Below are 12,419 nucleotides of genomic sequence, written 5' to 3' on the forward strand. Positions count from 1 at the left end.
ATAATATATATTATACGCAATTATATGGTAGCCAAAGATAACCTGGCGCCGGATAATGCCGGCACCCTCACCAGACCGGAATCCAATGACAGGCATTAACGACACGCATTTGATTCGCCACGCTGTCGTGGGCGACACCACGTTTGTCCTGTTGGGGACCGCTCACGTCTCTCCGGAAAGTGTCGCTGACGTGCGCCGGGAAATTGACGCCGGCACCTACGATGCGTTGGCCATTGAGCTCTGCGACACGCGCTACAACGCAATGACTGATCCCAAGGCGCTCGAAAAGCTCGATCTCTTCGAGATTCTCCGCCAGGGCAAGGCCGGGATGGTGATGGCAAGCCTTGCACTCGGGGCCTATCAGCAGCGCCTGGCCCAGCAGTTCGACATCCGCCCCGGCGCGGAGCTTGAGGCAGCCGCCACCGGCGCAAAGCGCCTCGGTCTGCCCCTTTGGCTTATTGACCGCGAAATTGGCACAACGCTGAAACGCGTGTATCGCAACGTACCTTGGTGGCAGCGCTATTCCATATTTACGGGGCTTATCAGCAGCTTGCTGTCTCGAACTGAGGTTAGTTCTGAGGATATTGAGCGTCTCAAACAGGGCGATATGCTGGAATCGACGTTCAGCGAATTCGCTGCCGGCTCGGCTTCCCTCTATACGCCTTTAATCGATGAGCGGGATCAGTTCATGGCGGCTCGACTGCTTGAAGCGCAGCAGACGGCCGAGAACGGCCCTCCCAAGCGCGTTCTCGCCGTTGTAGGGGCCGGGCACCTCGAAGGTCTGGAACGTTCGTTGAGCGAAGGCTTAGCGGAGCCAGCGGCCACCCGCGCCGAGCTGGAGCGCATCCCCAAACCGGCGCGCTGGCCCAAACTCCTGCCCTGGATCGTGGTGGCAATTATTCTCGTGGGCTTTGGCATCGGTTTTTCGCGCGGCACCGATCTCGGGCTGCAGTTGGTGCTCGACTGGGTCCTGATCAACGGTGCCCTGTGTGCGTTTGGCGTGGCACTGGCGAGGGCGCACCCGGTTACGGTCATCGGATCGTTTTTTGCCGCACCGCTGACGTCACTCAACCCCACGGTCGGTGCCGGCATGGTGGCGGGTGGCATTGAATTGGCGATGCGCCGGCCCCGCGTGGCTGACTTTCGTGAGCTGCGCGAAGCCGTTGCAGACTGGCGGGGTTGGTGGCGAAATCGCGTTGCGCGGACGTTACTGGTCTTCCTGTTCGCCTCAATCGGCTCGGCCGCCGGCACCTACCTGGCTGGGTTCAGGATTTTCGGTCAGCTCGTTTGAGGCTGCGCCTGGGGAAAGCAGGCAAAAAAATTCTCGGCCGTTTGTTGGGCCACGGCCTCTGCGGAGTTTTGTTGTAACCCCGCAAGGCAGTCGATCACCTCGGTGACCCACGCTGGGCGGTTCTCCTGGCCGCGATGCGGCACGGGCGCCAGATAAGGACAATCGGTCTCTACGAGCAACCGGTCGAGTGGCAGTTGGCTCGCTGTCTTCCTCAGCGCCTCGGCATTTCGAAACGTCAGGATGCCGGAAAGCGACAGGTAAAATCCCAAATCCAGTAACTCCTTGGCGGTGTCGGCATCCTCAACAAAGCAGTGGATGACGCCTCCGACATCCTCAGCGCCCTCCTCTTGCAGGATGCGCAGCGTATCGGCGGGCGCCAGCCGGCTGTGAACAATGATGGGCAGGCCGGCCGCTCGGCCAGCTTCGATATGGCGTCTAAAGCGCGTCTGCTGCCAGCCATAATCGCCCGGGCCTGCGCCATAATCGAGTCCGGTCTCACCAATGGCAATCACCCGCGGGTGCTGTGCCAGGGCCACGAGCTCGTCGACAGACGGATCTTCGCCGGTGCCGCAGGGGTGTACGCCGGCTGAGGTAAAAACGCGCGCATGCCGCTCGCTGAAGCCGGTCAGCGCATCGTGCGACTCGGTATCGACCGCCACATTCAGGAAATAGTCGACGCCGGCGGCACGGGCCTCAGCGAGCGCTGCATCAGCACTCTCGGGCTCTTCGAGCAAATGAAAGTGGCAGTGCGAATCAATGATCATGGGCGCCATAGCAGGAACAAGGCCTCCAGGGAAAGCTCACGGCTTAAACTCTGCTCCGCAGCCCGGCGCAGATCGCCGAGGCGAAGCGCCAAGGCGTGAATGTCACGCGCTCCGAGGTGGTGTGCCGATAACCTGCCCCTCTCACCTCGGGCCTGTGCTCGGGCCACATCCAGCGCGAGGTGCTGCATCAACGCGGTCACCTGGCGCGCACCCGTCTCCTGCCATTGCCCAGCCGCCTCAACCGGGCTGAGGTCGCCTTTGACCACCTGGCTGACATGATCGGCGAGTTGTTGATAGCGCGCTGCCCCGCCGGACTCGGCAAGGGCGATGGCCTCAAGCGGGGCGCCGCCTGCCAGATCCAGCAGCGGCGCTGGCTCGGTGATGCCCTGGGTAGTGAGCCATTCGAGGCCGGCTGTTCGGTTCGGTATTCCGAGTCGGTACAGCTGGCAGCGACTGCGAATCGTGGCGGGCAAGCGTCCGGGGCGATGACTGACCAGAATGAGCACGACGCCGGAGGGTGGTTCTTCCAGCGTTTTGAGCAGCGCGTTGGCGGCGTTGCGATTGAGTGCCTCCGCGGGCGCCAGGATTGCGGTCCGGTAGCCATTAAACTGACTGGTCCGTTGGCTGAACTCCGTCAGCGCCCGCACCGCCTCGATTTTGAGAATCCCGCTCCCCTCTGCCTCCGGTACAACGGTCAAACGGTCGGGATGGCTACCCGCCTGCTGCAAAAGACAGCCGCGACAGGCACCGCAGGCACCCGCGGCCCCAGGCTGTTCACATAGGAGTCGAGCCGCCATGGCTTCGGCAAGGCGCATTTTGCCAATGCCTGCGCTCCCGGCCAGCAAAACGGCATGCGGGCTGCGTCCCGCGTCCAGCGCGCGGGTAAATCGCGCCCAAGCCGCTGACTGCCAGGGTAGCGGCCCAGATAGAGTCGTTTCATCGCCTGGCAATGCGTGCCTCAAGTGTTGTGGTGATCGCCTGTGTCACCTCTTCCAATGGGACACCCGCATCGATCCGCGCGATACGGTCACCCTGTTCCTTGGCCAGCTGCGCATAGCTCGACCGAACGGCCTCAAAGAACCGGGTTTTTTCCGACTCAAAGCGATCCGGCGTGCTGCGCCCTGCTGCGCGCCTCAGCCCCTCCTCCACTGGGACATCAAGCCACAGCGTTAGCGTGGGCATGAAATCGGCCAGCGCCCATTGGGCTAACGCCTCGACGCGATCAGCGCCCAGTCCGCGTCCACCGCCCTGGTAGGCGATGCTGGCATCGACAAATCGATCGCAAACCACCCATTGACCGGCGGCGAGCGCGGGCTGGATGACCCGAGCCACATGCTCAGCACGGGCGGCAAACATCAACAACACCTCAGTGTCCGGCGCCATTCCCTCAGCTCGGTGCGTGAGCAGCATCGATCGCAGCTCTTCGCCGAGCGCCGTACCACCGGGCTCTCGGGTGGTGACGACGCGATGCCCTTGCCTGATCAACCAACCGGCAATGGTGTCGATCGCGGTGCTCTTACCCGCACCTTCGATGCCCTCCACCGTGATCAACTGCGGCGCTGTGTTCACGAATCATCCTCCAGCCCTAGCTGATAGCGGCGCACCGCCTGATTGTGCTCTTCGTAGGTCGCGGAGAAATGGTGGCTACCATCCCCCCGCGATACGAAATACAGGGCATCGCCCTCGGCCGGGTCGACGGCGGCCCGTATTGCAGCGGCGCCCGGTAAGGCGATGGGCGTTGGCGGTAAGCCATGTCGCGTGTAGGTATTAAAGGGCGTATCGCGGCGCAGGTCCTCGTGTCGAATATCACCATCAAACCCTTCACCGAGCCCGTAAATCACGGTTGGATCGGTTTGCAGACGCATGCCCTTCTCGAGGCGTCGCGTGAACACGCCCGCGATGGTCCGACGCTCTTCAGGCACGCCGGTCTCTTTCTCGATGATGGACGCCAGAATCAGTGCCTCCTGGGCGTTATCGAGGGGTAACCCTGGCGCACGCTCTGCCCAGGCCTGCCGCAAGGTCGCCTCGAGATCCCGATTGGCACGCCGCAGAATGTCGACATCGCGCGTGCCCCGAGGGAAGCGATAGGTCTCCGGCAGAAACTGGCCCTCTGGCGCAATATCCCCACGACCAATCGCCGACATGATTGCGCTGGCCTCTGCGTCCGCTGGTAACGTCGCCGTCACGGCTGGATGCGCACGCAGTGCCTGCCATAGCGTCTGAAAGCGCCACCCTTCGATGATGGTTAACTCGTGCTGAACGACCCGCCCCCGAGCCATCCGCCGAATGAGTGCCCCGGCAGAGAGCCCTGGCTCAAGCGCATATTCACCGGGTTGAATCTGATCCGCGATTGATTGCCAACGCGCATAAATTCGAAGGTGCAGCGGATGGTGCAAAAGCCCACGGTCCTGCAGACGGTCGGCCACTTCGCGAAAACTCTCACCTGACCGCACCACAAACGGCATGATTTCTCGAGACTCGGCCGTCTCCTCAACCATTGCGCTGCGTTCCACCGCGATAAGGCCCTGGCCGAGCCAGAGCCCACCCGCGATAACCAGGCCGGCCGCCACGAGCCCGCCCCATGTCAGGATCTGCCGTCGCATCACGTCGCCATTATCTCAGGTGTGAGCGCAAGGCGGGCTTCATTGATCCACGTTTGCAAGGCCCGCGCATGCGTCGATTGTCGGTGCACGGTACCTGCACGCGTTGCCACCGACCAAAGCCCGATCAGGCTGTTGCATAGCATCAGTCCATGTTCAGGCCGCAGGCTATCGCGGTAAATAACGCGGCGCTCCCAGGGAATACCCAGTACCTCTGCTTGCTTTAACAAGGCAGTTTGCATTACGCCATCGACGCCGCATTGTGAGGTGTCCGGGATGATCAGCCGCTCACCATCATCTATGAGGAGATTCGCGGCGGTCGCCTCAACGAGTGCGCCATCGGCGCTGCACATCAGGCCCTCAGCAATGTCCGGATCCCGCCATTCCCCACGGGCAAGCACCTGCTCAAGTCGATTCAAATGTTTCACGCCGGCCAGGGCGGGCTGTGAGGCCAGTGTTATCTGACAGTCCCGTACCGCGACGCCGGTGTGCCACCAATGCGCGGGTCGATCGGGGATTGAAAGACGCTGGAGGATCCGCGTCGGTTGTGGCGTTGCTGGCGGGGCATAACCTTGCCCCCCATTTCCGCGTGTGACGGTGAGACGAAGGGCCCCGAAAGACGGCAGGGATAGCGCGCCAAGGTCGGCCGCCAACTGGTCTTGTTCGGGAGGCAGTATGCCAAGGCGGGCACAGCCGTGCCGCAGGCGCTCCAGATGCGCACCCCAGAGCACAGGCTGATGGTCGATCACGGCCACTGTCTCAAAGACGCCATCGCCGTAGCGAAGGCCTCGATCGTCTGCGGAAACCGAGGTGGCAGGCGCGCCGTTAATCAGCAGATCGGAGTGGAGTGCGCTCACGCGTCCAGGGCACGGAAAATGACCGTGCCGTTGGTGCCACCAAACCCGAAGGAGTTTGAAAGGGCCGCCCGAATAGGCCGCTCCCGGGTCTCATTGGCCACAAAGTCCAGTTCGAGATCAGGATCCGGCTGATCACAGTTAATCGTCGGCGGCAGCACGCCATCACGCATCGCAAGCAGGGTAAATACGGCTTCAATGCCGCCGGCGGCCCCGAGCAGATGCCCTGTCATGGACTTGGTCGAACTGATCGACAGGTTCCCGGCGTGTCCCCCGAAGCTGCCTTTCACCGCGAAGACCTCAGCCCGATCCCCGGCCTTCGTCGACGTACCATGGGCATTGATATACTCGATCTCATCCGGGTTCATTTCGGCATCGCGCAGGGCCTGATCCATGCAGCGTTGTGCCCCCTCCCCGCTCTCCGCCGGTAAGGTCATGTGGTGCGCATCGCCACTCATGCCAAAGCCAGTCAGCTCGCCATAGATCGTTGCACCCCGGCGCTTGGCATGTTCGTACTCCTCGAGCACGAGGATGCCGGCCCCATCGCCGAGTACGAAGCCGTCACGGTCTTGGTCCCACGGTCGGCTGGCTGCGGCCGGATCGTCGTTGCGCGTGGACAATGCCCGGGCCGCGGCAAAGCCGCCAAGCCCGGTTGGCGTTGTACCAAATTCCGCTCCCCCTGCAATCATGACGTCGGCATCACCATAGGCAATCAGTCGGCCGGACTGGCCAATGTTGTGCGTGGCCGTCGTGCACGCGGTGACAGTCGCAACATTCGGGCCTTTGGCGCCCAGGAGGATCGAGAGATTGCCCGAGACCATGTTGATAATGGCGCTTGGGATGAAAAAAGGCGAAATCCGTTTGGGACCGGCGTCCAGACAGGTCTTGTGGCCCTCCTCGATGGAATGGATCCCACCGATGCCCGAGCCGACTGATACCCCAATACGCTCGGCATTGTCCTCGGTGATCTCGAGCCCGGCGTCCTTTACGGCATCGACGGCTGCGGCGATGCCGTAGTGGATGAACGGATCCATCTTGCGAGCTTCTTTGCGGCTAATGTACGCCTCGATGTCAAAGTCACGGACTTCGCCACCAAAGCGCACGGGAAACTGCTCGGTATCAAACCGCTGGATCGGTCCAATACCGCTTTGGCCGGCGGTGATACTGGCCCAGGCACGATCGACCGTGTTGCCGACCGGCGAGACAATCCCCAGACCGGTTACCACCACTCGTCGTCCTTTCACAGAGACACCCCCAAACTATTGTTCGTCCATGCACACAAAAACCGGGCCGGACGATGCCGGCCCAGTCGCGCGTTCAAACGCCTTGACATACCCCCGCAACCGGGGCCGGAGCTTACTGCTCCAGATGGCGGTTGATGTAGTCGATTGCCTGCTGGACGGTGGTTATTTTCTCAGCTTCCTCGTCGGGAATCTCACACTCGAACTCTTCTTCGAGTGCCATCACCAGCTCAACGGTGTCCAGCGAGTCAGCACCAAGATCGTCCACGAAGGAAGCCTCGGTGGTGACCTCTTCTTCCTTCACCCCCAACTGTTCTACGACGATCTTCTTGACGCGTTCCTCGATACTGCTCATCTCGCTCCTACCTCTGATTGCGGAATAAGGGCCTGGCCCGGCTGGGGCCGTATTCTAGGGAATCTGCCAGCAATCTGCCAGCAACCCCTTAGCTCATCAACAAGCCGCCATTTACATTCAGCGTCTCGCCGGTGATATAGCTGCCACCGGCCGAGGCCAGGAAGCAAACCGCCGCAGCGATGTCCTCCGGCTCGCCCAGCCGCTGCAGCGGTGTTTGTGCGGTCAGCGCCTCGCGCTGATTGTCATCCAGTGCGTCAGTCATGTCCGTGGCAATAAAGCCGGGCGCGATCGCATTCACCGTGATGTTGCGGCTTCCCACCTCACGCGCCAACGACCGAGTCATACCAAGCAGCCCGGCCTTCGCCGCGGCGTAGTTGGCTTGACCGGCATTCCCCATTAGCCCAACAACCGAGCCGATATTAATAATGCGTCCGCGCCGGGCTTTCATCATCCCGCGGAGCACGCCGCGCGTCATGCGGAAGGTAGCGCTGAGGTTGGTATTCACCACGGCATCCCAGTCATCGTCGGTCATCCGCATGGCCAGCCCGTCACGCGTAATGCCGGCATTGTTCACCAGAATATTCGGCGTGCCCTCTTGTGCCGCGACATCGGCAACAACGGACTCGATCTGGCTGCCTTCGGTGACATCCAGCACAAGACCACGGCCGCCAAAGCCACTCCCCTGAAGCGCCTCGGTGATTTTTGCGGCACCAGCGTCGCTGGTGGCCGTGCCAACAACAGTTGCACCGCAGGCCGCGAGTCCTTGGGCCACCGCCGCACCGATGCCTCGGCTTGCGCCAGTTACTAGGGCTACTTGCCCCGTCAAATCCATGTTCATTCCGCCTCCAGTGTATCGAGTGCTCCAGCCAGCGAATCGGGATCGTATATCGCCTGAGTGGCCACTTCACGATTGATGCGCCGATTAAGGCCAGCAAGGACTCGTCCCGGACCGCATTCGACCGCCTGCGTCATTCCGCGGCCGACGAGTGCCTGTACACACTCCGTCCAGCGCACCGGTGAGCGGACCTGGTTAACCAGCCGCTCGCGGATTGCGTCGGGATGACCGCTCTCACTCACATCCACATTATGAATGACCGGGATTTCCGGTGTGGTGAGAGTCACCCGGGAAAGCCGCTCAGCCAGCCGTTCAGCCGCCGGCTCCATCAGCGAACAGTGGGCCGGTACGCTCATCGGCAACGGTACCGCCCGCTTGGCACCGGCTTCGCGGGCCGCGGCGAGTGCTCTTTCAACGGCGCCAACATGGCCGGCAATCACCACCTGCCCGGGGGCGTTGTAGTTAACTGGCTCGACGACCTCTCCCTCGGCAGCCTGGTCACAGACCGCCTGGATGGCGTCATCGGCCAAACCCAGCACAGCCGCAATGGCGCCCTCACCCTCGGGGACAGCGTCCTGCATGAACCGTCCACGGTCATGGACCAATGCAACCGCATCTGGAAAGCTGAGCGCCCCACCACAGACGAGCGCGGTGTACTCCCCCAGACTATGCCCAGCAAGTGCGGCGGGCTTCGGCCCACCGGCCTGGATCCACGCCCGCCAGACCGCGACACCGGCCGTCAGCATCAGAGGCTGCGTGTGGTCTGTCCGATTCATTAAGGTCTCGGGGCCGTCGCAACTAAGTACCCAGAGATCTTCACCAAAAGCGGTGGAGGCCTCGATGAACGTCTTCTGCACCACGGCATGGCGTTCAGCGAGCGCCGTGAGCATGCCCACTGACTGTGAACCCTGGCCTGGAAAAAGAAATGCGAGATCGTTGCGTTTCATCACTTTCCTGTTTTAGTAACGAATCAGTGCTGAGCCCCAGGTAAACCCGGCGCCAAAGGCTTCAAGCAGCAGCAGCTCCCCGCGCTGAATCCGCCCATCGCGTACCGCGCAGTCCAGTGCCAGCGGGATGGAGGCCGCCGACGTATTCCCGTGATCTGCCACGGTACTGACCATGCGCTCCATGGGTAACCCAAGCGCTCTTGCCGTCGCTGTCATGATGCGAATGTTGGCTTGATGGGGCACCAGCCAGTCGACGTCGCCGCGCTCGAGCCCGTTCGCCGATAGTGTTTCATCCACAAGGGCGCCTAGCGTGCGCACCGCGACCCGAAACACTTCATTGCCCCGCATACTGACGGTGCCACTGTCTGCATTAAGGGCCTCATAACCCTGCCCCACACCCCAAGGCACATTGAGCAAAGGCTCCTGTCGCCCGTCTGCATGAAGATGCGTTGAGATCACCCCGGGCTTTTCGCTCGCCTCGAGCACTACCGCACCGGCGCCATCACCAAAGAGTACACAGGTGCCGCGATCGCTCCAGTCAAGAATCCGCGAGAAGACCTCGGCGCCGATGATCAGCGCCCGTCGGGCGCCGCCCGTGCGCACAAACCGATGGCCAATATCCAGTGCATAGATAAACCCGGAACAAGCGGCCGCCACGTCAAACGCGGGTATGCCGCCTGGCATACCCAGGCGCTCCAGCAAGCGCGTCGCCGTGCTCGGAAAGATCTGATCCGGTGTAGAAGTCGCTACAATGAGCAGGTCAATGTCGGCCGGTGTGAGCCCTGCCGCCTCAATAGCCCGAAGAGCAGCCATTTCAGCCAGGCTGACACAAGTCTGATCCGGTGCCGCGATATGCCGCTGTTTGATGCCCGTTCGCTCGACGATCCAGGCGTCTGAGGTATCGACCAGGGCCTCAAGCTCGGCATTGGTGAGGATTCTGTTGGGCAGATAGCTGCCAGTGCCGGTTATTCTGGCGCAGCTCACGCGGGCCGCTCCCCGGCAAATACCTCGCCGAGACGCTCATCGATTCGGTGCGGAATCGCTTCGCGGGCCTCAAAAACGCCTTTTTCGAGCGCCTGCTCGAAGGCTGTCTGATCCGCGCCGCCATGGCTTTTGACGACGACACCACGAAGCCCCAAAAGGCTGGCGCCATTGTAGTTCCGCGGGTCCAGGCGGCGTCGAAGCGCGCGCAGGACCGGCAAGGCCACCACGGCGGCCGCCCGGGTGAGGAGGTTACGTTGGAACTCTTCCCGCAGGTACTGGGAGATCATGGCCGCGACGCCTTCACTGCTCTTGAGTGCGACGTTACCGGTAAAGCCATCACAGACCACCAGATCAGCAATATTCTTGAACATGCGATCTCCCTCCACGTACCCAACATAATGGAGGTCGCTGTCTTGTAACAGCTGGGCAGCCTGCTTGACCTGATCGTTGCCCTTTATTTCTTCCTCTCCGAGGTTTAACAGGCCGACTCGCGGTTGCTCGCTGTCGCCGCTGGCTTCCACCAGCACCGACCCCATCACCGCGAATTGAAAAAGATGCTCGGCCGTGCAATCGACGTTGGCGCCCAGGTCAAGCATCCGAAAGCGACCGCCGAGGCAGGGAATCGTGGTGCAAATTGCGGGACGATCAATGCCCGGCAGGGTTTTTAGCACGTATCGCGCGGTGGCCATGAGCGCACCGGTATTGCCCGCACTCACGCAGGCATCGGCGTTGCCCGATTTTACTTGGTCAATGGCCACCCGCATGGAGGAGTCTTTTTTGTACCGAAGCGCTTGGGAGGGCGCTTCGTCCATGTCCACGACTTGGGTGGCAGGCTGGAGAGTTAACCGGTTGTCCGTGCCGGCGCCCGCGGTTTTCAGCGCTTGGGTGAGCGTCGCTTCATCCCCGACCAGGACCAGGCGGATATCCTGATGACGCTCGAGGATTGCGAGTGCGGCCGGTACCGTCACGGACGGCCCATAGTCGCCACCCATCGCATCGACTGCCAGCGTACAGGACTTACTCATCAGCGCGCGTTTACCCTAACCCATAAACAATGGCCGCGGCGGCAGATGCCGGCGCGGCCCGCGGGTCGAATGGCCAGATGGCTATTCTTCGTCGCCCTCGGTCACTTTGCGGCCACGGTAATAACCGTCAGCCGAGATGTGGTGACGGCGATGGGTCTCCCCTGTCGTGGTGTCTGTCGAGAGCGCTGGGCCCTTCAAAGCGTCGTGGCTGCGGCGCATCCCACGGCGGGAAGGGGTCTTGCGTGATTTCTGTACGGCCATGTCCTGTCCTGCTCGTTTGCTGTTCGATGTACTTCAGTGTTCTTCGTCGCTGCGTCCGCCCTTCAACACGGCGAGCGCTTCGAATCCCGACCGATGTTTCGGCATCGGCTCGCCATCCGGGCCAAAATGTCGCTGTCCCCCGTCACAGTTCGTATCATCGTGCCGCGGAACCGCAGGGAGCCCGAGGATCAACTCGTCCTCGATGATCCGATGCAACGCCAATCGACCTTTCGGCGCTTCAACCTCAGCCGCCGTCTCGGCGGCATCGTCCTGTTCAGTCAGTCGATCGACCGCCACGACTTCGAATGTCGTCTCAATTGGCCAGGCCATTGCCTCCAGGCAACGCTCACAGCGCACTTCAACGGGGCAAGTGGCCGAACCGCTCACAACAGCTTGCCCAGCCGTCGTATCGATTCGGACATTCGCCTGCGCCGGTGAGACGCTCAGGCTGGCCGCCGCGAGCCGGTCTAATGCCGCTGGCGCCACCTCGCCCTGCCAAGTCCGAACACCTGGACCAAGGCGTTGCAAATCAATCCACTCGGGCAACGCGTCGGCTTGCATAACCCGCGGATGATAGGCGCGGCTCCGAGGTCTGTCAAAAGCATTGCCGGCGATCACGCGTTGCGGACAGAATAGCGGTTCATTCCAATGTTGGAGACCGCCCATGGCGCCCCTTGTCCTCGCTTCTGGCTCGCCGTACCGCGCACAGCTACTCGCACGGCTCGGGCTTGAATTTACCCAGCGTCCGGCAGACCTGGATGAGGCGGTGCTGCCTGGCGAATCTCCAGAGGACTATGTCTGTCGACTCGCTCGAGAAAAGTCGGAGGCCGTCGCGGCTCATGAACCCGAGGCAATCATCATCGGGTCAGATCAGTGCAGCGAGTGTCAGGGGCAGATCCTCGGCAAACCCCTGACGGAAGATGCGGCCATCGCTCAGCTTGCAAACGCCTCGGGTCAACGCGTCACCCTCTGGACCGCCGTGGCTGTCCGCGATCCATCCACGGGCCGTATGGGGGTTGCCCAGGTCCCCACCCATGTACAGTTTCGACGGCTCGGCCACGAGGCGATCCGACGCTATGTCCAGGCCGAACAACCACTGGATTGCGCCGGGGCTTTCCGGGCTGAGGGGCTTGGTATTGCTCTGTTCGAGCGTATCGAAGGTGATGACCCTAACGCATTGATTGGGCTGCCAATGATTGCACTCGTTCGGTTGCTGTCCCAAGTGGGTGTCGTTCTGCCCTGATCTGCATCCGCTCACGGCA

15 protein-coding genes are annotated in these 12,419 nt (G+C 61.9%); 2 read left to right on the forward strand and 13 right to left on the reverse strand.

Annotated elements, in window-relative coordinates; all coding sequences use genetic code 11:
- The first annotated feature begins 85 nt into the window (after positions 1-85).
- The gene (locus tag SPISAL_RS04115; protein ID WP_016353206.1) at positions 86-1,291 is read left to right on the forward strand and encodes a TraB/GumN family protein; all 1,206 of its coding nucleotides are present in this window, start codon (positions 86-88) and stop codon (positions 1,289-1,291) included.
- Here SPISAL_RS04115 and SPISAL_RS04120 read toward each other — a convergent pair.
- From SPISAL_RS04120 to SPISAL_RS08665, 13 genes are all read right to left on the reverse strand, one after another.
- Entirely contained in the window at positions 1,279-2,055 is a 777-nt protein-coding gene (locus tag SPISAL_RS04120) for a TatD family hydrolase (protein ID WP_041389585.1), read from the reverse strand. The two genes, SPISAL_RS04115 and SPISAL_RS04120, sit on opposite strands and share 13 nt — an antisense overlap.
- Entirely contained in the window at positions 2,052-3,005 is a 954-nt protein-coding gene (holB, locus tag SPISAL_RS04125; protein ID WP_016353208.1) for a DNA polymerase III subunit delta', read from the reverse strand. The genes SPISAL_RS04120 and holB overlap by 4 nt, the downstream gene beginning before the upstream one ends.
- Positions 2,992-3,624: a dTMP kinase gene (gene tmk / locus SPISAL_RS04130; RefSeq protein WP_016353209.1), complete on the reverse strand. Its 633-nt coding sequence runs from the start codon at positions 3,622-3,624 to the stop codon at positions 2,992-2,994. Before tmk ends, holB begins: the two co-directional genes overlap by 14 nt.
- Complete coding sequence (mltG, locus tag SPISAL_RS04135; RefSeq protein ID WP_016353210.1) at positions 3,621-4,658, reverse strand: endolytic transglycosylase MltG; 1,038 nt, start codon at positions 4,656-4,658, stop codon at positions 3,621-3,623. The genes tmk and mltG overlap by 4 nt, the downstream gene beginning before the upstream one ends.
- Positions 4,658-5,512: an aminodeoxychorismate lyase gene (gene pabC / locus SPISAL_RS04140; RefSeq protein WP_016353211.1), complete on the reverse strand. Its 855-nt coding sequence runs from the start codon at positions 5,510-5,512 to the stop codon at positions 4,658-4,660. Before pabC ends, mltG begins: the two co-directional genes overlap by 1 nt.
- On the reverse strand, positions 5,509-6,753 hold the full coding sequence (gene fabF, locus SPISAL_RS04145) for a beta-ketoacyl-ACP synthase II (RefSeq protein WP_016353212.1): 1,245 nt from the start codon (positions 6,751-6,753) through the stop codon (positions 5,509-5,511). The genes pabC and fabF overlap by 4 nt, the downstream gene beginning before the upstream one ends.
- Before the next feature lie 112 nt (positions 6,754-6,865).
- Positions 6,866-7,105: an acyl carrier protein gene (acpP, locus tag SPISAL_RS04150; RefSeq protein ID WP_016353213.1), complete on the reverse strand. Its 240-nt coding sequence runs from the start codon at positions 7,103-7,105 to the stop codon at positions 6,866-6,868.
- A gap of 88 nt (positions 7,106-7,193) precedes the next feature.
- Positions 7,194-7,937: a 3-oxoacyl-ACP reductase FabG gene (gene fabG / locus SPISAL_RS04155; protein ID WP_016353214.1), complete on the reverse strand. Its 744-nt coding sequence runs from the start codon at positions 7,935-7,937 to the stop codon at positions 7,194-7,196.
- 2 nt (positions 7,938-7,939) lie between these two features.
- On the reverse strand, positions 7,940-8,887 hold the full coding sequence (gene fabD, locus SPISAL_RS04160) for an ACP S-malonyltransferase (protein ID WP_016353215.1): 948 nt from the start codon (positions 8,885-8,887) through the stop codon (positions 7,940-7,942).
- Positions 8,888-8,899: 12 nt separating this feature from the next.
- On the reverse strand, positions 8,900-9,871 hold the full coding sequence (locus SPISAL_RS04165; RefSeq protein WP_016353216.1) for a beta-ketoacyl-ACP synthase III: 972 nt from the start codon (positions 9,869-9,871) through the stop codon (positions 8,900-8,902).
- A complete protein-coding gene (plsX, locus tag SPISAL_RS04170; protein ID WP_041389204.1) occupies positions 9,868-10,896 on the reverse strand; it encodes a phosphate acyltransferase PlsX in 1,029 nt (342 codons plus the stop codon). The genes SPISAL_RS04165 and plsX overlap by 4 nt, the downstream gene beginning before the upstream one ends.
- An 81-nt stretch (positions 10,897-10,977) precedes the next feature.
- Positions 10,978-11,157 (reverse strand): 50S ribosomal protein L32, encoded by a 180-nt coding sequence (rpmF, locus tag SPISAL_RS08815; protein WP_016353218.1) that lies wholly within the window; start codon positions 11,155-11,157, stop codon positions 10,978-10,980.
- 33 nt (positions 11,158-11,190) lie between these two features.
- Positions 11,191-11,718, reverse strand: a complete 528-nt coding sequence (locus SPISAL_RS08665) for a YceD family protein (RefSeq protein WP_051111888.1) — start codon at positions 11,716-11,718, stop codon at positions 11,191-11,193.
- A 103-nt stretch (positions 11,719-11,821) separates the two neighbouring features.
- Here SPISAL_RS08665 and SPISAL_RS04180 point away from each other — a divergent pair, with 103 nt between their 5' ends.
- Complete coding sequence (locus tag SPISAL_RS04180) at positions 11,822-12,400, forward strand: Maf family protein (RefSeq protein ID WP_016353220.1); 579 nt, start codon at positions 11,822-11,824, stop codon at positions 12,398-12,400.
- Positions 12,401-12,419: the final 19 nt, after the last annotated feature.

Source organism: Spiribacter salinus M19-40, assembly GCF_000319575.2.
GTDB classification, from domain to species: Bacteria; Pseudomonadota; Gammaproteobacteria; order Nitrococcales; family Nitrococcaceae; genus Spiribacter; species Spiribacter salinus.

Bases quoted from the DNA above. Each gene is read 5' to 3' on its own strand.
- mltG (WP_016353210.1), bottom strand. From the start codon at position 4,658: ATGCGACGGCAGATCCTGACATGGGGCGGGCTCGTGGCGGCCGGCCTG.
- SPISAL_RS08665 (WP_051111888.1), bottom strand. From the start codon at position 11,718: ATGCAAGCCGACGCGTTGCCCGAGTGGATTGATTTGCAACGCCTTGGT.
- plsX (WP_041389204.1), bottom strand. From the start codon at position 10,896: ATGAGTAAGTCCTGTACGCTGGCAGTCGATGCGATGGGTGGCGACTAT.
- SPISAL_RS04115 (WP_016353206.1), top strand. From the start codon at position 86: ATGACAGGCATTAACGACACGCATTTGATTCGCCACGCTGTCGTGGGC.
- acpP (WP_016353213.1), bottom strand. From the start codon at position 7,105: ATGAGCAGTATCGAGGAACGCGTCAAGAAGATCGTCGTAGAACAGTTG.
- SPISAL_RS04180 (WP_016353220.1), top strand. From the start codon at position 11,822: ATGGCGCCCCTTGTCCTCGCTTCTGGCTCGCCGTACCGCGCACAGCTA.
- SPISAL_RS04120 (WP_041389585.1), bottom strand. From the start codon at position 2,055: ATGATCATTGATTCGCACTGCCACTTTCATTTGCTCGAAGAGCCCGAG.
- fabG (WP_016353214.1), bottom strand. From the start codon at position 7,937: ATGGATTTGACGGGGCAAGTAGCCCTAGTAACTGGCGCAAGCCGAGGC.
- rpmF (WP_016353218.1), bottom strand. From the start codon at position 11,157: ATGGCCGTACAGAAATCACGCAAGACCCCTTCCCGCCGTGGGATGCGC.
- fabD (WP_016353215.1), bottom strand. From the start codon at position 8,887: ATGAAACGCAACGATCTCGCATTTCTTTTTCCAGGCCAGGGTTCACAG.